The sequence below is a fragment of the Nocardia sp. NBC_00511 genome (genome assembly GCF_045161165.1).
GTDB lineage: Bacteria > Actinomycetota > Actinomycetes > Mycobacteriales > Mycobacteriaceae > Nocardia.
This window is the reverse complement of record NZ_CP107849.1, coordinates 7,177,625-7,198,238: the sequence shown is the minus strand read 5'-3', so window position 1 is coordinate 7,198,238 and position 20,614 is coordinate 7,177,625. Positions and strand designations below refer to the sequence as shown.

16 protein-coding genes are annotated in these 20,614 nt (G+C 69.1%); 6 read left to right on the top strand and 10 right to left on the bottom strand.

What is annotated here, in order from left to right; genetic code table 11:
• Window positions 1-30: 30 nt before the first annotated feature.
• Together OG300_RS33440 and OG300_RS33435 are read right to left on the bottom strand one after the other, a co-directional pair.
• Window positions 31-1,242, bottom strand: coding sequence for an acetyl-CoA C-acetyltransferase (locus tag OG300_RS33440; RefSeq protein WP_405487947.1), 1,212 nt, complete (start codon window positions 1,240-1,242; stop codon window positions 31-33).
• A 255-nt stretch (window positions 1,243-1,497) separates the two neighbouring features.
• Window positions 1,498-4,062, bottom strand: coding sequence for a DNA polymerase III subunit gamma and tau (locus OG300_RS33435; protein ID WP_405487945.1), 2,565 nt, complete (start codon window positions 4,060-4,062; stop codon window positions 1,498-1,500).
• 425 nt (window positions 4,063-4,487) lie between these two features.
• On the opposite strand from OG300_RS33435, the gene OG300_RS33430 reads away from it, so the two are divergent.
• A complete protein-coding gene (locus tag OG300_RS33430; protein ID WP_405487943.1) occupies window positions 4,488-5,321 on the top strand; it encodes a hypothetical protein in 834 nt (277 codons plus the stop codon).
• 104 nt (window positions 5,322-5,425) lie between these two features.
• Window positions 5,426-6,733, top strand: coding sequence for an ammonium transporter (locus tag OG300_RS33425; RefSeq protein ID WP_405487941.1), 1,308 nt, complete (start codon window positions 5,426-5,428; stop codon window positions 6,731-6,733).
• A 65-nt stretch (window positions 6,734-6,798) separates the two neighbouring features.
• Here the strand turns inward: OG300_RS33425 and OG300_RS33420 are convergent, their stop codons facing one another.
• Complete coding sequence (locus tag OG300_RS33420) at window positions 6,799-7,731, bottom strand: neutral zinc metallopeptidase (RefSeq protein WP_405487939.1); 933 nt, start codon at window positions 7,729-7,731, stop codon at window positions 6,799-6,801.
• 460 nt (window positions 7,732-8,191) lie between these two features.
• Between OG300_RS33420 and OG300_RS33415 the strand changes: the two genes are divergently transcribed.
• Together OG300_RS33415 and OG300_RS33410 are read left to right on the top strand one after the other, a co-directional pair.
• Window positions 8,192-9,805, top strand: a complete 1,614-nt coding sequence (locus OG300_RS33415; RefSeq protein WP_405487937.1) for a DUF2207 family protein — start codon at window positions 8,192-8,194, stop codon at window positions 9,803-9,805.
• 100 nt (window positions 9,806-9,905) lie between these two features.
• Window positions 9,906-10,799 (top strand): immunity 49 family protein, encoded by an 894-nt coding sequence (locus OG300_RS33410; RefSeq protein ID WP_405487935.1) that lies wholly within the window; start codon window positions 9,906-9,908, stop codon window positions 10,797-10,799.
• 76 nt (window positions 10,800-10,875) lie between these two features.
• Here OG300_RS33410 and OG300_RS33405 read toward each other — a convergent pair whose 3' ends face one another.
• Genes OG300_RS33405 through OG300_RS33375 form a run of 7 tightly spaced genes read right to left on the bottom strand, consistent with a single transcriptional unit; the run spans window position 10,876 to window position 17,897 of the window.
• On the bottom strand, window positions 10,876-13,575 hold the full coding sequence (locus tag OG300_RS33405; protein ID WP_405487933.1) for a fumarate reductase/succinate dehydrogenase flavoprotein subunit: 2,700 nt from the start codon (window positions 13,573-13,575) through the stop codon (window positions 10,876-10,878).
• Entirely contained in the window at window positions 13,575-14,336 is a 762-nt protein-coding gene (locus OG300_RS33400; protein WP_405487931.1) for an ABC transporter ATP-binding protein, read from the bottom strand. Before OG300_RS33400 ends, OG300_RS33405 begins: the two co-directional genes overlap by 1 nt.
• Window positions 14,333-15,199 carry an ABC transporter permease gene (locus OG300_RS33395; protein ID WP_405487929.1) on the bottom strand — a complete coding sequence of 289 codons (867 nt, stop codon included), beginning with the start codon at window positions 15,197-15,199 and terminating at the stop codon, window positions 14,333-14,335. The genes OG300_RS33400 and OG300_RS33395 overlap by 4 nt, the downstream gene beginning before the upstream one ends.
• Complete coding sequence (locus tag OG300_RS33390) at window positions 15,196-15,483, bottom strand: hypothetical protein (RefSeq protein ID WP_405487927.1); 288 nt, start codon at window positions 15,481-15,483, stop codon at window positions 15,196-15,198. Before OG300_RS33390 ends, OG300_RS33395 begins: the two co-directional genes overlap by 4 nt.
• The gene (locus OG300_RS33385) at window positions 15,480-16,862 is read right to left on the bottom strand and encodes an ABC transporter substrate-binding protein (protein WP_405487925.1); all 1,383 of its coding nucleotides are present in this window, start codon (window positions 16,860-16,862) and stop codon (window positions 15,480-15,482) included. Before OG300_RS33385 ends, OG300_RS33390 begins: the two co-directional genes overlap by 4 nt.
• Window positions 16,863-16,872: 10 nt before the next feature.
• Complete coding sequence (locus OG300_RS33380; RefSeq protein WP_405487923.1) at window positions 16,873-17,100, bottom strand: ferredoxin family protein; 228 nt, start codon at window positions 17,098-17,100, stop codon at window positions 16,873-16,875.
• A 20-nt stretch (window positions 17,101-17,120) separates the two neighbouring features.
• Window positions 17,121-17,897 (bottom strand): GntR family transcriptional regulator, encoded by a 777-nt coding sequence (locus tag OG300_RS33375; protein ID WP_405498774.1) that lies wholly within the window; start codon window positions 17,895-17,897, stop codon window positions 17,121-17,123.
• Window positions 17,898-18,603: 706 nt separating this feature from the next.
• Between OG300_RS33375 and OG300_RS33370 the strand changes: the two genes are divergently transcribed.
• Both OG300_RS33370 and OG300_RS33365 read left to right on the top strand, forming a co-directional pair.
• Complete coding sequence (locus OG300_RS33370; RefSeq protein ID WP_405487921.1) at window positions 18,604-19,878, top strand: ROK family protein; 1,275 nt, start codon at window positions 18,604-18,606, stop codon at window positions 19,876-19,878.
• Window positions 19,879-20,060: 182 nt separating this feature from the next.
• Entirely contained in the window at window positions 20,061-20,519 is a 459-nt protein-coding gene (locus OG300_RS33365) for a hypothetical protein (RefSeq protein ID WP_405487919.1), read from the top strand.
• Window positions 20,520-20,614: the final 95 nt, after the last annotated feature.

Below are 20,614 nucleotides of genomic sequence, written 5' to 3'. Positions count from 1 at the left end.
TTTCGTTCTCCTGAAAAGTGTCGGTGGGCGTCAGACGCGCTCGATGATGGTGGCGACACCCATGCCGCCGCCGATGCACAGGGTGACCAGCGCGTAGCGCGCGTTGCGACGGTGCAGCTCGTCGATCATGGTGCCGGTGATCATGGCGCCGGTGGCGCCCAGCGGGTGGCCCAGGGCGATGGCGCCGCCGTTGACGTTGAGCTTCTCGTCCGGGATCTGCAGATCCTTCTGGAACTTCAGCACGACGGAGGCGAACGCCTCGTTGATCTCGAACAGGTCGATGTCGTCGACGGTCAGACCGGCCTTGGCCAGCGCCTTGTGCGCGGCCGGGGTCGGGCCGGTGAGCATGATGGTGGCGTCCGCACCGGAGGTGGCGGTGGCGACGACGCGGGCCCGCGGGGTCAGACCCGAAGCGGCGCCGGCCTCTTCGGAGCCGACCAGCACCAGGGCGGCGCCGTCGACGATGCCGGAGGAGTTACCACCGGTGTGCACGTGGTCGATCTTCTCGACGTAGGTGTAGCGCTGCTGGGCCACGGCGTCGAAGCCGCCCATGTCGCCGATGCCGGCGAAGGCCGGGTTCAGCTTGCCCAGGTCGGCGGCGGTGGTGCCGCGACGCAGGTGCTCGTCGTTGTCCAGGACGGTCAGGCCGTTGATGTCCTTGACCGGGACGACCGAGCGGGAGAAGTAGCCGTTGTCCCAGGACTTGGCGGCCAGGTCCTGCGAGCGCACCGCGTAGGCGTCGACATCGTCGCGGGTGAAGCCCTCGATGGTGGCGATCAGGTCGGCCGAAATGCCCTGCGGCACAATGTAAGCGTTGTAGCTGGTCCACGGGTCCATGAACATGGCGCCGCCGTCGGAGCCCATCGGCACGCGGGACATGGACTCGACGCCACCGGCGAGCACCAGGTCGTCGAAGCCGGAGCGGACCTTCTGCGCAGCCAGGTTGACGGCCTCGAGGCCGGAGGCGCAGAAGCGGTTGATCTGCACGCCACCGACGGTGTCGGGCAGGTTCGCGGCCAGCACGGTGGTGCGGGCGATATCGGCGCCCTGATCACCGACCGGCGAGACGACACCCAGGATGATGTCCGAGATGCGATCCTCGTCCAGGTTCGGGAACCGGTTCCGCAGCTCCTCGACCAGACCCGTGGTCAGATCGATCGGCTTGACCGAGTGCAGCGACCCCTTACGGTTCTTGCCGCGCGGAGTGCGGATGGCCTCGTAAATGTAGGCCTCTGTGGTCATATCGGAGTTTCCTCTCTTGGGTGCGCCGTCACCGCGTTGTGCGGGGCCGTGCCGTAGCCAGAGCTCGACGACCGGTTGCACGACCGGTCGCCTGACGCTGTACAAAATGCGTCCTGAGCTGGCTCGTCGATGTTCGGGCAGCCCGTACGCCCGGACATACCTTAGAACTTCGCCGAACCGATACTCACGGCCACCCGATCATAGTACCGAAACATGCGAACTCCGGTTAACTTAAGTTGCCCCGCAGGGGAACTGTCAACCCTCGATCGGCGTGGCCCCCAATTCGGCCCGCAACAGAGCCAAGGCCACATCATCCGGGTCGCGGCGCTCCTCCGGAGGCACCGGCACGGCCGACTGCTCGAGCATCTCCCGCTCTTCTTCCGGCGTAGTAGCAGGTGGGACGCCGTCATAACCTACTGGCGAGTAGTCCTCGGGGCCCGGATCGTCGGGAAGGTCCGGCCCGTCGGGCAGCGGAATATCGTCCTCCGGCGGGGTTTGCCGGGCGCCGCCGTCGAGCGGCTCGCCGACCCCGGGACCCGCGGGCGCGACGCTCGGGGCCGCGGCGGCCACCGCGGGTTCGGACGAGCCGCCCCACCCGGTCGGCGCGGGCGCGGCCGGAGCGGCGACCGCGGTCTTGGTCTGGCTCGGCCGGGAGAACTTGGGCGCGGCCTTCTTCGGACCCGCGGGCGCACCGGTCGCCGGACCCCGCCCGGCCTCCGCCTGCGCCGGAGCGGTCGCCACCGCGACGGCCCCGACCTCGAACTTCACATCGTGATCACGGCCCAGCACGGCCCGCACGGCAGACCGCACGGCCTGCAGGTTCTGCGGCTGCGACAGCCGCTCGGCCAGCGGCGCGTGTTGATGCGCGAAAACGATGGTCTCGCCCTCGAGGCGAGCCACACTCGCCCCGGACAACAGCGCCTGCACGGCCGCCCCGAACTCACGGACCTTGGCCCGGATATCGGCCCAGGCCGCCTCGATCTCCCGCAGCACATCGTCACCACCGGCCGCGACAGCGGCCACCTCGGCGACCGGCTCCGACGGCGCTTCGACGACCGGATCCGGCGCGACGGCAACCGACTCCGGTTCGACGACAACCGGTTCGGGCGCGACGACGACGGGCTCAGGCGCTACGACAGGCTCTGGTGCGGGCTCGACGACCGCAAGCTCGGGTTCGACCGCAAGCTCAGGTTCGACTGCGAGCTCAGGTTCGACCGCGAGCTCGGGCTCGACCGCGAGCTCGGGCTCGGGCTCGGGCTCGGGCTCGGCCAGCACCTGTTCCGGTTCGGCCACGACCGGCTCGACCGCAACGGGCTCCGGCGCAACAGGTTCGAGCACCACGGGTTCGACCGCAGCCGGAATCGGTTGCACAGCAGGCGCTTCGACCGCGGGCAGCGGGATGCCCACCGGGCTCAGCTCGGGCGGCCGGACCGCCGCGACGCTCGGCGCGACCGCCTCCGGCACGGGTTGGGTTGCGGGCATGGCAGGTTCGGCCGGTGCGGGCGTCTTCTCGCCGCGCAGGGCGGCCATGGCTTCGGCGCCACGACGCCGGTTGCCACCCGCCGGAGGTGCCGCGGCGGGAGCGGGTGCGACCTCCGCCGGGGCGGCGGCACCGGACTGCTGAGCAGGGCGGGCGGCCGGAGCGGGCGCGGAAGGCATTGCGCCGCCTGCCATTCGGCGTTCGAGGGTTTCCAGGCGCTGCAGGGTGGCGGTTTCGGCGTCGGAGACCGCGGGCAGCAGCATGCGGGCGGCGACGACCTCGAGCAGCAGCCGGGGGGCGGTGGCGCCGCGCATGTCGCCGAGGCCCTCGTGCAGCAGTTCGGCGTGCCGGGCGAGGGTGGCCGCGCCGAGGCGGGCGGCCTGGTCCTGCATGCGGTCGATGACGTCGCCGGGGCCGGTGACCAGGTTGCGTTCGGTGGCGTCGGGGACGGCGCGCAACAGGATCAGGTCGCGCAGGCGCTCGAGCAGGTCGGTGGCGAAGCGGCGGGGATCGTGCCCGGCCTCCACCACCCGGTCGATGGTCCCGAAGAGCTGTGCCCCGTCGGAGGCGATGAGCGCTTCGACGGCGTCGTCGATGAGGGCGACGTCGGTGACCCCGAGCAGTGAGACCGCCCGCGGGTAGGTGACACCCTCGGGACCGGCGCCCGCGAGCAACTGGTCGAGCACGCTGAGACTGTCACGCGGGGAGCCGCCGCCCGCGCGAATCACCAAGGGGTACACCGATTCTTCGACCTGGACGTGCTCCTGGTCGCAGATCTTGCCGAGCAGGCCGCGCATGGTGGCGGGCGGCAGCAGCCGGAACGGGTAGTGGTGGGTGCGCGAGCGGATGGTGGGCAGCACCTTTTCCGGCTCGGTGGTGGCGAACACGAAGATGAGGTGGGCCGGTGGCTCCTCCACGATCTTCAGCAGGGCGTTGAAGCCCGCGGTGGTCACCATGTGCGCCTCGTCGACGATGAAGACGCGGTAGCGGGATTCGGCGGGCGCGTAGAAGGCGCGGTCGCGCAGTTCGCGGGTGTCGTCGACACCACCGTGGCTCGCGGCGTCGAGTTCGATGACGTCGAGGTTGCCGGAACCGCCCGGGCCCAGCGCCACACACGACGAGCAGACGCCGCAGGGCGTGGAGGTCGGTCCCTCGACGCAGTTGAGGGAGCGCGCCAGAATGCGCGCCGAGGAGGTCTTGCCACAGCCGCGCGGCCCCGAGAACAGGTAGGCATGACTGATCCGCCCGGTGTCGAGGGCGATGCTCAGGGGATCGGTGACGTGCTCCTGACCCACCACTTCAGCGAATGTTGCCGGTCGGTACTTCCGGTACAGAGCCACGCCCAGAGGTTACCGGGACCATCCGACATGACCCTATCGCCCTGCGCGTCGCGCCTCGGGTCGTTCTCTCGGAGCCCGGAAATCGATTGATGTGACGCAGATCACTTGCAGTCCCCGGGCCTGTTCGATACCGACCGGACTGAACTCGAAATCCCGTCAATCCTCTCAGCAAATTCTTAGCGCGTCTTTCCGGGCCCCAATGCCGCACCCGGCTCACCTGCCACATCACCAGATACAGACTTGCGTTTTGTTTCAACTCCGCAGAGCGGACATAACGATCCCATCAATCGATGCCACAAGATCGCAATCGTTTGGCTACCGTGGACATCGGCAACTTCGGTAGCCAAACCTTCATCAGGTTGGTTGCCCCGGCCGGTCCCTCATCCCGACCGGGGCACAACCAAATTCCCGGAGGAAATACCCCAGTGCCGTCGCACGACGACATCGCCGCAGCCTGGCTCTCCAGCACCGAATTCGCGGGTGACACCGCCGCGGTCGGATTGCTCAGCCGGGCGATCAACCCGGCCGATTACGACATCAAGCGGGACTGCCTGCCGGTGTCCGCGGCCGCCGATCCGGCCACCGCCAACGCGATCCTCGAACTCCTGCAGCGCGGCCAGGTGCCGACGCTCGCGGCCATCGACACCCTCATCGTGCAGAACGACATGCGCGCCGAGGCCGACCGCATCGAACGTCTCGGTCGCCGCGCGCAGCGCAGCATCGAGGACTTCGGCCGGGTGCTGGCCAAACTCACCGACGAATACTGGACGGCACACGGCACCGGCCCGACCCGGCGCGACATCCTGCTGTCCGAACCGATCGTCGCGCTGATCCGCGATCGGGTCGGCGATATCCCGCCCACCGCCGTCAAACACCTGTGGCTCATCGAGCGCGCCCAGCGCGCCGGGTGGATCGCCTACAGCGCCGAGCCCCGATCCCTTTGCGCGGGAAGGCGTTTCCATGCCGCCCGGTTCGGCAACCGGGTGTCGCTGCGTCCGGTGAACGCGATCGGCGCACTGGTCACCGCGTATCTGCGCGATCAGGTGGCCGAGCACGAGCGCCCGCCGCGCTGGTCGGTGCTGGCCTTCGAACTGCGCGACGATCGGGGTCGCCGGGTGTTCAACGACACAGCCGACGCCCGCGCCCAGCAGCAGTGGCTGGTGACCGCGGAATGGATGGCCCTCGACGACGGCAATCCGGTCCCCGGCCCGCGCGGATTGCGCGTGCTGACCCGCAAGGCCAAGGATCGCCGCAGTTAGACCTGTTACGGGCAGGTATCCAAGTCCTCATTTTTGTAACAGCGCCGAAACGTGAGGTTTCGGTAACTTCCACGCAACGCGAATCGCGCGGAAGGAGTTACCGCATGAACCCAGCCGTCCACCTCGATCCGGCGGCCACCGCCTGGCTGCTGGCAGCCACCGCCCTGGTGCTGCTGATGACGCCGGGCCTGGCGATCTTCTACGGCGGCATGGTGCGCTCGACCGGCGTGCTCAACATGCTGATGATGAGCTTCATCTCGATTCCCCTGGTCGCGGTCGCATGGCTGCTGTTCGGGTACACGCTGGCCTTCGGTGACGACGCCGCGGGCGGAGTCATCGGCAATCTCGACCACATCGGGCTGAGCGGTATCGATCCGGGCACCCTGCACGTCGTCGACGCGACGACCGGGGCCGCGGTGCCAGAGCTGCTGTTCGTCACCTTCCAGCTGACCTTCGCGATCCTGACGGTGGCGCTGATCAGCGGTGCGATCGCCGATCGTGCCAAGTTCTCGGCGTGGGTGCTGTTCGTTCCGGTGTGGGCGCTGATCGTGTACGCGCCGATCGCGCACTGGGTTTGGACGCCGAACGGCTGGTTGCAGCACTTCGGCGCACTCGACTATGCGGGTGGCCTGGTCGTCGAGATCGCCTCGGGCGCTTCGGCATTGGCAATGGCGCTGGTATTGGGACCGCGCGTGGGCTTCAAGGTCGACGCGATGCGTCCGCACAATCTGCCGTTCGTGCTGTTGGGTGCGGGTCTGCTGTGGTTCGGCTGGTTCGGGTTCAATGCCGGTTCGGCGTTGCAGGCCAATGGAATCGCGGCCGCCGTGTTCCTGAACACGCTGGTGGCTGGCTGCCTCGGCATGCTGGGCTGGCTGGTGGTGGAGCTGCGGCGCGACGGCAAGCCGACCACGTTCGGTGCGGCGTCGGGTGCGGTGGCCGGTCTGGTCGCGATCACGCCGTCCTGTGGATATGTCAGCACACTCGGCGCGGTGGTCGTGGGTCTGGTCGCGGGCGTGGTGTGTGCCTTCGCGGTGAGCTGGAAGTTCAAGGGCAACTACGACGATTCGCTCGATGTGGTGGGCGTGCACTTCGTCGGCGGCATCGTCGGCACGCTGCTGATCGGCTTCCTCGCGGCGCGGGTGATGACCGGTTCGGACGGGCCGCGTGGCCTGTTCTTCGGTGGCGGGCTGAGCCAGCTGGGCAAGCAGACGCTGGGCGTGATCGTGGTGGCGGCGTTCGCCTTCGGCGTCACGTACCTGCTGGGCAAGCTGATCGACAAGACCGTCGGGTTCCGCCTGGAGCGTGAGCAGGAGATCGGCGGCATCGACTTCGCCGAGCACGCGGAGACCGCGTACGCCGAAGGCGTGCACGGACATGCGACGCAGCGCACTCCGAAGCCGTTCGGGCACTAGCCCACTCGGAACAAACTCGAGCCCCCGTCGCAGTCGCGGCGGGGGCTCGTTCGTTGCGCCGGTGTTCAGTTCACCTTGCTCGCGGGGACGCTGAACGTATTGCATTGCGCGGCACGGTCCTTGTCGAGTCCGACCTCGAACCACACCCCCATGTTCTGTGAGGTGCCGTGGTCGCGCATGTCGCCGGGTGCGTCGCCGCGGTGGTAGGCGTCGTTGCGGGCCACGCCGACCTGGGCGCCGGTGAGCGCGCCGCCGTTGTTGGAGGACGACAGGTACATGCCGTCGAAGCACTGGGCCTGCTGTTCGGTGCGGCGCGAGAGTTCCAGGCCGAGGTCGCTGCGCGAGCCCGCGTCACGGCGCTGCTGGTGCACCTTGCCGAGGATTCCGGCCTGCGCCTGCACGTGGTGACCGTATTCGTGGGAGAACACCGACAGGTAGACCACCCAATTGTTGCCGAACAGGTCGGTCTGCAACTGGCTGATCGGCAGGTAGATGGTCATGTCGGCCGAGCAGTAGAAGGCCGCGAAGTTGGTGCTGTTGCCGGTGCACAGCGTGGTGATGCCGTTGGTGTCGGCCGAGACGTTGAGCTTGGGCGCCTGGAACGGCAGATCGATCTTGTCGAACAACGGCTTCCAGGCCTGCGCCAGGCAGTCGGCGGCGGTCTGGAAGAACTTGCGCGCCACCTCGACCTGGGTGCCCCACGGGCTGTAGGCGCATTTGGCGGGCAGCAGGGTGTAGCTGTCGTCGGTGAGCAGCGGATTGTCGGAAGTCTTGGGGACGCCGCGGTTCTCGTCGCCCTGATCCGGTGCATAAGTGGTCTTGACGCTGCTGCCGGTGTTGGTCGAGTGCAGTCCGGTGTTCAGCGCGGTCCGCAGCAGCGCACCGGTGACGAGCACGACCAGGATGACGAGCAGGGCGCTCCAGCGTCCGCGTCGGCGCGGTGCGGGCCGGACCCCCGGCACGGCGCCCAGCTGCTGATACGCGGCGGGCGGCGGCATGGGCGGGCGGTATCCGGGCTGCGGTTGGCCGTATCCGTACTGCGGCGGAAACCCTTGCCGCGGTGGATAGCCCGGCTGTTGCGGAAAACCCTGTTGCTGCTGTGGATAACCCGGCCACTGCGGAGTGCCCTGCTGAGGGGGATAACTCTGCTGCTGTGGATAACCGCGATAGCCCGAATTTCCCTGCGGCTGTGGATAACCCGGCCGTCCGGGCGGCACCGCCGGAAAAGCGTTCGGATACGGCGAATTTCCGGGAGCCTGCGGCATGCCCTGCGTGGGTACGGACCCCTCGGGCCCCGGACCGGGTGTGGAAGGGCGCTGCCCCGGAGGCGTGGATCCGTGATCGGACGGTGGGCGAGTCATCCCCCGCACCCCCTCGCTCCTCAGAGATAACCTATCGGCTCCATAGTCCTGCGCCTTGCCGCTGAGGAAGAATAGCAAGCTGGCTAGAGTGCCACCCATGCAGATTTTTCGGGGGGCCGCCCTCGTCGGGCTGCTGCTGACGGCGGCCGGGCTCGCGATGCCCGCCGCGCAGGCGCAGACCGACGGGGTGGACATCACCGCGGAGGTGAATCTCGGTGACGACGGTCTGCTGAGAGTCACCGAAACCGTGAAAGTTCCGGCGGGCGGGGAGTTTCGCCAGGTGCTGCCACTGCGCGTGCAGGTCAGCGACAGCGTGCAGCGCAATTTCGATGTCACCGATGTGAAGTCGAGCGGTGACGGCACGGCCGGGGTGGCCGACGATCGGTTCACCGTCGAGGCGCGGCCCGGTACGTCGACGTTCGAGTACACCGTGCACAACACGGTCAGTGATGCTTCCGGCGCACAGGTCTTCCAGTGGACCGGGGTGCTCAACACCGATGTGGCGTCGATCGACGCGACCATCTCGAGCCCGAGCTTCCGCATGGGTGTCACCAAGTGCACCGTCGGCCCGCCCGGTAATCCACAGGACTGTGCGGATATTCGGGTTGAGCCGGACGGTTTCGCACATCTGACGAAGACGGATCTGCACAAGGGCGATGTGCTGGATGTGACCTTGCAGCTGCCGCCGAGCACAGTGCACGCCAATGCCGATGTGCACGACGACAGTTCGCCGAACGCGTTCTCGGTGACGGGCCCGGTGCTGGCGGCGTTCGGGGTGCTGCTGGCCGCGCTGGCCGCGGCGGCGGGCTATGTGGCGTGGTCGCGGCGTTCGGCCGCGGCGGCGTCCGGCGGGTCCGAGCTCATCGATCCGCTGCTGCGCGAGGGTGATCGGGTGCGATTCAGTTCGCCGGACGGGGTGCTGCCGGGGACGGCCGGGCTGCTGCTGGACGGTCACGTCGACGCGCCGGACATGGCGGCGACGGTGGTGGATCTGGCGGTGCGCAACTACCTGTGGGTGAGCGCGGAGGGTGAGGCCGATTGGCGTTTCGCCCGGATGAATCCGCCGGACGACCAGCTCACGGCGTACGAGCGGGCGGTCTATGCCGCACTGCTGCCGGAGGATTCGCAGTCGGCGCTGCTCTCGGAGCGGCGCGGCCGGGTGCCCGCGGCGCAGGTGCGCGCGACGCTGATCGGTGATGCGGTGGCGGCCGGTGTGTTCGTCGATCGGGCGCGGCGCGGTCTCGAATTCTGGCTGGGCATCGCCCTGATCGCGGCGGGGGTGGCGGCGGGCGCGGTGCTGGCCTTCGGCGCGCAGCGGCATGCGCTGGTGGGGGTGGCGATCGTGCTGGCCGGGGTGGCGGCGCTGCTGCTCCCCCGCTATCTGCCCGCCCGGACCGCGCTGGGCCGCGATCTGACCAGCCGGGTGCAGGCCATGCTGCGCGGGCTGGATGCGGTTGTGCCGCAGCGGGTTCCGGATGCGGATCGGGAACTGGTGTTCTCCCGGGCGCTGCCGTTCCAGGTGGCGGCGCGGCGCACCGATCAGTGGGTGCGGCTGTTCCGCGACCTGAATCCGGTCTCGGATGGCCGGCCCGGTCTGTACTGGTTCGGCGGGTTCGAGGGCGATCGGGATCTGCATCGTTTCGGCGCGCACTTCCCGTACTTCATCACGGCGGTCGAGGGTCTGTTCCGCACTGCCCCGGAGCAGCGCTGATATCGCGTCCGACTGATCCGTCAACCGATGCACAAGTCAGATGGGTCGGCTAGTGTCGCGTCGTGCGCAACCTCTCAGCAATAACGGTGATCGCCACCCGATGACGGATCGCCACGTCATCCTGAATGCCGGGGACCTGCACTTCCCCACGGGTATTCGCACCACCGACGCCGGTTTCGGCCGGGCGGTGCGAGTGCTGCGGACCGCGTTGCGGCCCGATTACCTGGCGAGCAATCCACCGGCCGTGCTCGCCGATGTGGCCTGGGTTTCCCGCGATATCGCGGCCTATCTGAGTCTCGACGACCCGCGGGGCGAATCCGCCGGGGTGCGCGAGGCCATCGCGGACACGGCCGCCGCCCATACCGCGCGCCTGCGCTCGTTCCTGCGGCCCGCCGGGCAGGACCCGATCGCCGCGACCATCGCCGGAGCCCAGTGGTTGATTCCGGCGGCCGGGGGCCGGTTCGCGCCGCCGACGATCACGGATCTGCTCAACGCGCTGTGGCCCGCCCTGGTGACCCGCGATTCCGACCTCATCGCGTTCCTGCTCGGCGCGCCCGGCGTCACGGGTTATCCACTGGCCGCGACCAGCCGGACCGAGCGGCCGATGGAGCAGTGCCTGTACCTGTGGTTCGATGCCTGGCAGCGGTTTCAGGCGGGTGATCCCGCTACCGAGACGGTGATCGTCGACGGCATCGAGGCGGCCGTGGACGCCCAGGCTGCCGCGGCGGACGACTATCACCTGCTGATCGCCTATTCCGCGCTGTGCGCCCTGGATGCTGTGGTCCGCGCGGATGCCGCCGAATTCGCCACCGCACTGGTGGAGGGCCTGGAGTTCCACCGCCGCTTCTGGGATACCGAACGCCGCTGGACCGAGCCCGAGGGGTTCATCGCGTGGCCGCTGCTGGCGGTCAGCTGTGTGGCAGTGGATCGCGGCATGCCGCTGCCGGTTCCCACCGATTACCTGCCCGCCAGCCTGCTGCATCCCGGCAGCTGACCGCCGTTGCGCGACTCCGTTCCAATTTCGGTGCCGCGCAACGGCTTCCAATCCCCGTGCCGCGCAACGGTTTCCGTTAGGCGCCCGCGTGCACGGCGAGGGCGCGCCGCGCGTAGGCCCGGACGTCGGCGTCGGTGTCGGCCAGCGCGGTCTCCAATGCCGTACGGGCGGCATCGGATTCGGGCCAGGTGCTCAGGGTCAGCACGGCGGCCTTGCGGATGTCGGGGTGGATGTCGGCCAGGGCGGTGGTCAGCGCCGGGGCCGCACCGCCGGGAGCGGCAGACGCGAAGCCCCGGGCCGCGCCCTCCCGGATCTGCCAGGCCGAATCCTTCAGGGCCGCGGTCAGCACCGGTAGGTCGGCGTCGTCACCGAGGCGGCTGAGCGCGGTCAGCGCGGCCGCGCGCACCAGCGGGTCCCGGTCGGCGAGCAGGTCGCGCACGGTGTCCGCGCCGCCCTGGCCGATGGTGGCCAGGCCGCGGGCGGCGGCGATGCGGACCTCGCGGTTGTCGTCGTGCGCGGCGGTGGTGATGGCGGTCCACTCGTCGAGGGAGACCAGGGCCTGGACGGCTTGGATCCGCACCCGGTGGTCGGCGTCGACGGCGGCCTTGCCGAACAGTTCGGCGCTGCCGGAACGCAAGGCGCGCAGCAGGTCGACGACGGCGGCCCGCACCAGCGGATCGGGGGAATCGGCGTGTGCCGCGAGACCGCCTGTGCTGGGCAGGATTTCGGCGAGCTCCCGCAGGCCCGCCACGGCTTCGGCGCGCACTTCGCCGTCGTCGTCGCCGAGTGCGGCGATCAGCGGGTCGGCGAATCCGTCGGGGGTGGTCTCGGTGAGCACCGACAGCGCGGTGGCGCGAACCCGCGGGTCGGCGTCGGAGAGGAACTCCGCGAGTTCGTCGACGCCGGGCGCGTCCAGGCTCAGCACCAGCGCGATGCGCGGTGCCACAACGGCTTTCGCGGCGCCCGGGGTGATCACACCGTCCGTGCGCAGCTCCTCCCCCAGGTTCGGCGGGGTGCCGATGAGCGGGGGCTGCTCGACCGGGATGACGGTGCTGTCCGCCGACGGCAGGTCGTCCAGGCCCGCGACCGGCACGAAATACGGTGCCACCGGCCGCTTGAGGAACTCCATCTCGCCGCCGTCGGTCTTGCGCAGGTTGAGGTGATAGCGCCATTCGACGTCGTCGCGCTCGGGCAGGTCGGCGCGCTCGTGGTAGAGGCCCCAGCGGGATTCGGTGCGGGTCAGCGAGGAGCGGGCGGCCATTTCGGCGCAGTCGCGGATGAAGCTCACCTCGGCGCAGCGCATGAGCTCGTGCGGGGTGACCGCGCCCATGGCGGCCAGGTCCTCGCGCATGCGGTCGAAGGTCTCGATGGCCAGCGACAGCTTGGTGGCCGTCTTGGGCGGGGCCACATAGTCGTTGACGAAGCGGCGCAGCTTGTATTCGACCTGCGGCTGCGGCGGGCCTTCGGGGTTGCGCAGCGGCTGGTAGACCAGTTCGTGGGCCGCGACCAGCTGGTCGGCGGGCAGGTCGCCGGGTGCGGGCAGGTCGGCGAGGGTCCCGGCGGCGTGCGCACCGGCGAGGTCGCCGTAGACGAACGCCCCGATCATGTAGTTGTGCGGGACGCAGGCCAGGTCACCGGCGGCGTAGAGGCCGGGCACGGTGGTGCGGGCGTGCTCGTCGACCCAGACGCCGGACGCGGAATGCCCACTGCACAAACCGATTTCGGAGATGTGCATCTCGATGTCGTGGGTGCGGTAGTCGTGGCCGCGGTTGGCGTGGAAGGTGCCGCGGGTGGGTCGCTCGGTGGTGTGCAGGATGCCTTCGAGGGCGTCGAGGGTCTCGGTGGGCAGGTGCGAGACCTTGAGATAGATGGGCCCGCGGGCGGATTCGATCTCCTGCTTGACCTCGGCCATCATCTGGCCGGACCAGTAGTCGGAGTCGACGAAGCGTTCGCCGAGCGCGTTGACCTGGTAGCCGCCGAACGGATTGGCCACGTACGCGCAGGCCGGTCCGTTGTAATCCTTGATGAGCGGGTTGATCTGGAAGCATTCGATGCCGGAGAGTTCCGCGCCCGCGTGGTAGGCCATGGCGTAGCCGTCGCCCGCGTTGGTGGGGTTCTCGTAGGTGCCGTACAGGTAGCCGGAGGCGGGCAGGCCGAGGCGGCCGCACGGTCCGGTGGCGAGGATGACGGCCTTCGCACCGACGGCGACGAATTCGCCTGTGCGCGTATTCAATGCGGCGGCACCGACAGCGCGGCCGTTCTCGGTGAGGACGCGCACCGGCATCAGCCGGTTCTCGATCTGGATGCGCTCACGCATCTTGCGCTGCCGCAGCACGCGGTACAGCGCCTTCTTGACGTCCTTGCCCTCCGGCATGGGCAGCACGTACGAGCCGGAGCGGTGCACGCGGCGGACCGCGTATTCGCCGTAGGCGTCCTTCTCGAATTTCACGCCGTAGCGTTCGAGCCGCTGCACCATGGCGAAACCGCGGGTCGCGGTCTGATAGATGGTGCGCTGGTTGACGATTCCGTCGTTGGCGCGGGTGATCTCGGCGACGTAGTCCTCGGGTTCGGCCTTGCCGGGGATGACGGCGTTGTTGACGCCGTCCATGCCCATGGCCAGCGCGCCGGAGTGGCGGACGTGCGCCTTCTCCAGCAGCAGTACGCGGGCACCGGCTTCGGCGGCGGTGAGTGCGGCCATGGTGCCCGCGGTGCCGCCGCCGATCACCAGCACATCGCAGTCGAGGCGGGTGGTGTCGGCGAGGTCGGGAATTTCCATCAGGCCGGTACCTCCGTGAGATCGCCCGAATGGTCCAGGGCGGTAATGATTTCGGCGCGGATCTCGGTGCGGTCGACGCCGAGTTCGCGCGGGCGGGGGACGTCGAGGACGGCGCGCAGCGGTTCCCCGGCGCGGCCGAGCACGGCGATGCGGTCGCCGAGCTGCAGCGCCTCGTCCACATCGTGGGTGACGAAGACGAGGGTGGTGGGATGCGTGCTCCAGGTCTCGATCAGCAAGCGCTGCATGGTGTTTCGAGTCTGGGTGTCGAGCGCGCCGAACGGCTCGTCCATCATGACCGAGCGGGGTGCGCCCGCCAGGCCGCGGGCCAGCTGCACGCGCTGCCGCATGCCGCCGGACAGCGATTTGGGCAGGAAGTCGGCGAAGCCGGTGAGCCCGATCTCCTCGATCCAGCGGTCGGCCAGCGCGCGGCGCCCGGTCCGGGGTTCGCCCCGGAGTTTCAGTGCCAGTTCGATATTGGCGCGCACCGTCTTCCACGGCAGCAGCGCGTTGTCCTGGAAGACGACGGCGCGGTCGCGGTCGGTGCCGGTCACCTCGGCGCCGTCGGCGCGCACCGTGCCGGCGTCGGGGCGCAGCAGTCCGGCCAGTGCGCGCAGCACGGTGGATTTGCCGCAGCCGGAGGGTCCGGTGAGGATCAGGATCTCACCGGGCCGCACGTCGAGGGTCAGGTCGGCGATGACGGGTGCGCCGGTGTAGGACAGACGCAGCCGATCGAGGCTCAAACCGATTCCGGCGGTGGTCATTTCACCGTCTCCTGTCCGCGCGGCAGCCAGTGGGTGACGCGGCGTCCGATGAGTTCCACGGCGGCGGAGGTGGTGTAGCCGAGCACGCCGATGGTGATGATGCCGACGAAGACGCCGGGGTAGTCGACGATGGTGTACGCCTGCCAGGTGCGGTAGCCGACACCCAGTCGCCCGGAGATCATTTCGGCGGACACCACGCAGATCCAGGCCACGCCGATGCCGACCGACAGGCCGCTGAACACGCCGGGCAGGCTGCCGGGCAGCACGACTCGCCACAGCACGTCCCAGCGGGTGCCGCCCTGGGTGCGCACCGATTCCTCCCAGATGGTCGGCAGGGCGCGCACCGCGTGCCGGGTGGCGACCATGACCGGGAAGTAGGCGGCCAGGAAGGTGATGAACACGATCCCGGCCTCGTCGTCGGGGAACATCAGGATGGCGACGGGCACGATGGCGATGGCCGGGATCGGCCGGGCCAGCTCGGTGAGCGGTCCGAGGATGTCGGCGAACCAGCGCGAACGCCCCAGCGCCACACCGCTGCTCACGCCCAGCACCGCGGCCAGGCCGAAACCGGTGAGGATGCGGACCAGCGACTGGCCGAGGTCGAGATAGTAGGTGTCGGTGCCCAGCTGATGCTGGAAGGCGTGCACGATCTGGGTGACGGTCGGCAGCGTGTCGAAGCGCACCCACAGCCGAATGTGCCGGGAGGTCAGCAACTGCCAGAGGCCGACCGCGACGAGCACCGACAGCAGCCGCACCAGCCGCGAGGTCCATACCGTCCGCCCGCCGCGTGGCCGCACCAGGTCGACCGCGACCGGAGCATCGGCCCGCGAAATCTCCAGTGGCGCAATGGTGGTCGCGCTCATCGCGGTACCTCCTCACCCATGGAGTCCGCCGGACCGAAGTCCGCCGGCACGGGCCGCGACGCGGCCGCCCCGCGCTCGGACACCGCCACCTCGGGTGAGGTCGCGGTCGTATCGAGCGAGGTCGCAATCGAGACGGTGAGCGCGTCCCCGGCCGGGACCGGTGCGGCGAACTCCGAGAGATGGCGGCATCCACGCCCGAACACGCTGTTGCGCAGGGCCTTTCGGTCGGTGTCGGCGTTGCGCAGGTCACGGCGCGTCGCGGCGGCCGACCGCGTCGTTCTCACGACCGCACCTCGGTCACGGCCTGGTCGTAGCTCACGACCTTGCCGCTCGGGTGCTGGGCGAGGTAGCGCTGCACCGCGGCGTCGGTGGTGAAGGGCAGGTAGGTGTCGCCGTCGTGCACCCACAACGCCTTGTCGGCGAACCAGCGGGTGCCGAGTTCGGAGTCGGGCACGTAGGCGGCCCGCACCTTCTTGCCTTCCGCGCGAGCCTGTTTCACCGCGCGCAGCAGTGCGGTGGGGTCGGCCACCGGCTGGGTGGCGTCCGCACCCTCGAGCCAGAGCTCACCGCCCGCACCGGGCAGCGGGTTGGCGGTGTTGGCCAGTTCGGCGTCGTAGTTGAGCCCGCGCTCCTTGTACACCTGTCGCAGCGCGGTGGGATCGACGAACTTGTCGATGTCGAGGTCGGCGAAGTCGCCGATCGACTTCAGGTACGGCACATCACCCTTGAACGCGGTGATCAGCGACGGCTTCGGCGTGACGTCGAAGGAGGTGCCGCCGGGACCGTTGTAGAGGTACACCACCTCCGGCGGCAGCCCGGTGTCCTTCGCGACCGATTCGGCCGCGTCGAGCGGATGCTGGTGGATGTAGTCGGTGGCGTCGATCTGCGCCTGTAGGAACGCGTCGAGCACCTCGGGGTGCTGCTTGGCGTAATCGCGGCGGGTGACGACACCGTGGAAGGTGGGCACGTTCAGTTCCGCGCCGTCGTAGAGCAGCTTGGCCTTGTTCTGGAAGACCATCAGCCCGGGCCACGCGACGAACTGCGAGACCGCCGCGACCTGACCGGATTCCAGTGCGGAGGAACCGATCTGGGGCTGCTGGTTGAGCACCTCGACGCCGCTCTTGGGGTCGATGCCCGCCCGGGTCAGCGCCTGCACCAGGGTGCCGTGCCCGGCGGAGCCGACGCTGGTCGAGATCTTCTGTCCGGCGAGGTCGTTGATGGACTTCGCCTTGGAATCCGGCGGCACCACCACCATGTTCAGCGCGCCCTTGGGGTTGTACCCGGTGACCGAGACGAATTCGGTCTGCGCGCGCTCGTTGGCCTGGGTGCGGGAGCCGTTGATCAGCAGCGGGTAGTCGCCCATGGAGCCGATGTCGATCTTCTCGGCCACCATCTGCGCGGTGATGGGCGCTCCGGTGTCGTAGTCCTGCCACTCCACCTGGTACTTGTGGCCGTTGTTCAGCTTGTCGAGCCGCTGCTCCAGAAATCCCTTGGCTTTCAACAGGGTTCCGGCGGTCACGGTGTTGATGGTCTTGGACTGGTAGCCGATGACGACCTTGATGGTGTCACCGCCGCCGGTGTTCTCCAGCGAGCAGCCGGAGGCGGTGAGGGCGAGGAGGGCGGCGATCGCGGCGACAGACAGGCGGGCGGGGTGAAGCTTCATGGGGTTTTCCTCAGCGGAGCAGGTAGGGCATGTTGACGGTGACGGCGCCGGTGGGACAGCGGGCCGCGCAGGGGCCGCAGTACCAGCACTCGTCGACGTGCATGAACGCCTTGCCGTTGTCGGGGTTGATCGCCAGCGAATCCAGCGGGCAGATCTCCACGCACAGCGTGCAGCCCTGGATGCAGAGCGATTCGTCGATGGTCACGGGAACATCGGCCCGCTGGTTGACCAGAGCCATCTAGATCAGCCTCTTCGTCATCAGATCAATCTCCAGTCGGTGCGCTCGGGCGGCCGGGTGAGGCTGCCGCGCATGGTGATCCGGTCGCCGCGCATCCGGATGTATTCCAGGTCGACCGGGCGGCCGTCCTCGAGTTTGGTGAGCCGTTCCAGCAGCAGCAGTGCGCCGCCCTCCGGCATCTGCAGGGTCATGGCCGAATGCGCGTCGGCGGTAATGGCTTCCAGGGCGAGATCCGCGGAGCCGAGCGGGCCGCCGCTGATCTGCTCGATGAGCGCGAACACGTCGTTGGTCTCGAGGTCGCGGGTGATGACCTCGTCGCCGATATCGGGGACCAGGTAGGTGAGATCCAGGCTCAGCGGCAGGTCGCCCAGGTAGCGCAGGCGCTCGATGTAGACGGCCTGCTCGCCGGGCGCGAGGCGCAGCTTGCGGGCGACGGCGGGCGGCGGTAGCACCCGGGTGGCGGCGCGGACCTCGTTGTGGACCTCGCCGTGTCCGCGCAGCGTCTCCTTCAGCCCGAGCAGGGCGTCGAGGCCGTGATCGTATTTGCGCTGCGCCACATGGGTGCCGACCTTCGGCGCGCGCCCGATCAGGCCCTCGTCCTTCAAGAGGGCGAGGGCGTCGCGAACGGTATTGCGGGACACCGCGAATTCGGCGGTCAGCTCCGCCTCCGACGGCAGCGCGTCCTCGAACGCGCCACCGTGGATCTGCTGGCGCAGCACGTCCGCCACCTGACGGGCGCGATCGGCCCGGCGGATGCTGGCGCCCTTCGAGGCAGCGCCCTTGGAAGACGCGTGCAGCGGGATCGGTTCCGGTGACACCTCATCTCCTTTCCACCGTTGACCTGCGGTTTCCGTACTTTATCGGCGGCCGCGCGGGGGCCGGGTGAGCTCACCCGGGGACGGGGGCGGGCGGTGAGGTAATCCGCCGCCCGGACCCGGGCGCGGCCTGCCGAAACGGCGGGGAATCGGCCTATTACGCCACCTTCGTGGTCGAACTCGAGGCTTGGAATCACGTTGATCGGAATGCGTGCGCGGGGCTGGGTGCGCGGAGTGTGCTCGGACCAGGCGCGATTCTCGAGATGTGGGACCGCGCAGTGGCGTGCGTCACGCCGCGCGCCACCACGCTCGAGACGCTTCGTGGCGTGAAATATCAACTGATGCAAAAGATTCGATCAGAATGGAGGTACTCCGGAGGGTTTCCCCCCGAGGCGCCCCATGGCGCGTGGGGCGCCCGGAGCTTCGCGGAAAACTTCCGTTCGGCGTGAGCGGAATGCTAATTTGATCCCATGTCTGCCAACCGCCCCCAAGCCGCACGGGTCACATACGTGACCGTCGCGCTGGGCGTTCGGCTGCCGCGGCAACGGGAGCTTTGTTGTCCCTGCCGTCGCGCAGCCGAGTAATTTCTCTGATTCGTTGGATCAGGGCTCTTCGCTGCACCGCTGATTCCCTCATGTAGGCAATTTGTCCCGTTAGCCGACGGGACCGCAGCAAGGACTCGATATATATGTCCAGCCCCACCATCGATCGTCCGCTCAGTTCCACCGTTCCGACGGCTCGACTGGCTCCCGCCCGTCCGGCCGTCCCGCCGGAACTTCGCATCACCGACAATCCCGCCGCCGCGGTGCTTCGCGCCGCCACCCGGGGTCCCATCTTCCGCGATGTCGCCGCCCAGAACACCGGGCTGAGCATCGCGACCGTGAATCGCCAAGTGTCGTCGCTGCTTTCGGCGGGTCTGCTGCGGGAACGCGCCGACCTGACCGCTTCCGGCGCGGTCGGCCGCCCCCGGGTGCCGTTCGAGGTCGACACCGATTCCTTCGTCACCCTCGGCGTGCACATCGGGTTCACCGTGACCCGCATCGTGGCCGCCGACCTGTCCGGCCGGATCCTCGGCGGACTCGAGATCGCCACGCCCCAAACGGGTCAGGACGCGGCGCTGACCATAGTGGCTCGCAGCGCCAAGGCGTTCCTGGATCGTCTGCCGCGCCGTCGTCCGCTGTGGACCGGTGTCGCGCTGGCCGGCCGGGTGGATCCGGCGGCCGGTGTCGTCGACCATCCCCGCCTGGGCTGGACGGCCGCCCCGGTGGCCGCGGTGTTCAGCAGCGTGCTCGATCTGCCGGTGTCGGTCTCCGCGCACGTGGAGGCGATGGCGGCGGCCGAGCTGCTGCTCGCCACCCGCGAGCCCAGCGACGAAACCCGGCCCGGCAGCAGCCTTTTCGTCTATGCCCGGGAGACCGCCGGGGTCGCGGTGACGCTGCACGACCGCGTGCACACGCCCGCCAACGGCCCGGGTTCCATCGCCCACCTGCCCACCGGTTCCGACGCCGATTGCATCTGCGGCCGGCGCGGCTGCTTGGAGGCCACCATCGGTGAGCGCGCGCTGCTCGAGCGCGCCGTCCGCAAGGGTGTGCTGCCCAAGCCCGAGGCCCCCCGTCGTCCCGTCATCACCGACCTCTACCGCGCGGCCGACTCCGGCAATACCGCCGCGGCCGACCTGCTCTTCGAGCGCGCCGAAATCCTCGGCCGCACAGCCGCTCTGGTCCGCGACATGTTCAACCCGGATCGGGTGGTACTGGGCGGGCAGGCCTTCACCGGTTACCGTCCCGGCATGGAGCGGGTCGCCAAGGCGTTCGCCGAATCGACCACGCTGCCCGCGGCGGATCTGCGCATCAGCCGTTTCGGCGGCCGGGTGCAGGAATTCGCGGCCGCGGTCACCTCGGTCAGCGTCTTCTACGCCGATCCGCTCTCGGCCATGCGCCGGGCCACCCGCACCGCCCGCTAGTCACTCAAACCCGCGATCCCCGTCGGCCACGCCGGCGGGGATCGTCGCTGTCCGGGGCACTTTGGCACGAATGGTCCTCCTTTCCGGCGCGCATTACCCCCCGCCGGCGGTTTGGCAGACCGTTAGTCTGGGCAAGCGATATTCGAGCCACCTCGGCATGTGAGTGACCTGAAAGGTGAACTATGAGTTTTCGTTCGATTTTCGTCATTGCGGCGGGCGCAGCAGCAGTGTTGTTGACGGGCAACGGGATTGCCGCCGCGAGTCCGCAGGACGAGGTCAACGTGGCGGACTACCTGATCGGTGACACCGCCTATTTCTCATCGACCGATTCGCTCTGCTCGATCGACAAGAGCGGCAATGTGGGATGTGACATCCAGCCCGGTGTCGCCAAGTGGCTGAACATGATTCCGGTGACCGACCTGGCCATCGACGTCTCGTTCCTGCCCGCGCACCCGACCTTCGGCGTGTTCGGCCCGCACGGCCGTTCCGACAGCCGGGATCTGGGTCAGGGGCCGGTCGGCTACGGCTCGACCATCGATTACGCGGGCGCGACCTGCCACGGTGGCGGGCGCGGCGGCATCACCTGTTCCTCGAAGGGGCACAGCTTCAGCTACGGCTGGTCGGGTACGCAGACCAGCTGATCGGGGGTGGATGCCGGGCCGGACGGCCCACGGTCCGGCCCGGCATCGATTCCGCCCGCGCGCGAGGCCCTGCGCGCGGGCGGAGTCCCGCCGCC

Coding starts and splice junctions, on each gene's coding strand:
- OG300_RS33365 (WP_405487919.1), top strand. CDS start 20,061: ATGAGTTTTCGTTCGATTTTCGTCATTGCGGCGGGCGCAGCAGCAGTG.
- OG300_RS33405 (WP_405487933.1), bottom strand. CDS start 13,575: ATGGAAATTCCCGACCTCGCCGACACCACCCGCCTCGACTGCGATGTG.
- OG300_RS33420 (WP_405487939.1), bottom strand. CDS start 7,731: ATGCCGCCGCCCGCCGCGTATCAGCAGCTGGGCGCCGTGCCGGGGGTC.
- OG300_RS33440 (WP_405487947.1), bottom strand. CDS start 1,242: ATGACCACAGAGGCCTACATTTACGAGGCCATCCGCACTCCGCGCGGC.
- OG300_RS33425 (WP_405487941.1), top strand. CDS start 5,426: ATGAACCCAGCCGTCCACCTCGATCCGGCGGCCACCGCCTGGCTGCTG.
- OG300_RS33370 (WP_405487921.1), top strand. CDS start 18,604: ATGTCCAGCCCCACCATCGATCGTCCGCTCAGTTCCACCGTTCCGACG.
- OG300_RS33400 (WP_405487931.1), bottom strand. CDS start 14,336: ATGACCACCGCCGGAATCGGTTTGAGCCTCGATCGGCTGCGTCTGTCC.
- OG300_RS33415 (WP_405487937.1), top strand. CDS start 8,192: ATGCAGATTTTTCGGGGGGCCGCCCTCGTCGGGCTGCTGCTGACGGCG.
- OG300_RS33410 (WP_405487935.1), top strand. CDS start 9,906: ATGACGGATCGCCACGTCATCCTGAATGCCGGGGACCTGCACTTCCCC.
- OG300_RS33395 (WP_405487929.1), bottom strand. CDS start 15,199: ATGAGCGCGACCACCATTGCGCCACTGGAGATTTCGCGGGCCGATGCT.
- OG300_RS33380 (WP_405487923.1), bottom strand. CDS start 17,100: ATGGCTCTGGTCAACCAGCGGGCCGATGTTCCCGTGACCATCGACGAA.
- OG300_RS33385 (WP_405487925.1), bottom strand. CDS start 16,862: ATGAAGCTTCACCCCGCCCGCCTGTCTGTCGCCGCGATCGCCGCCCTC.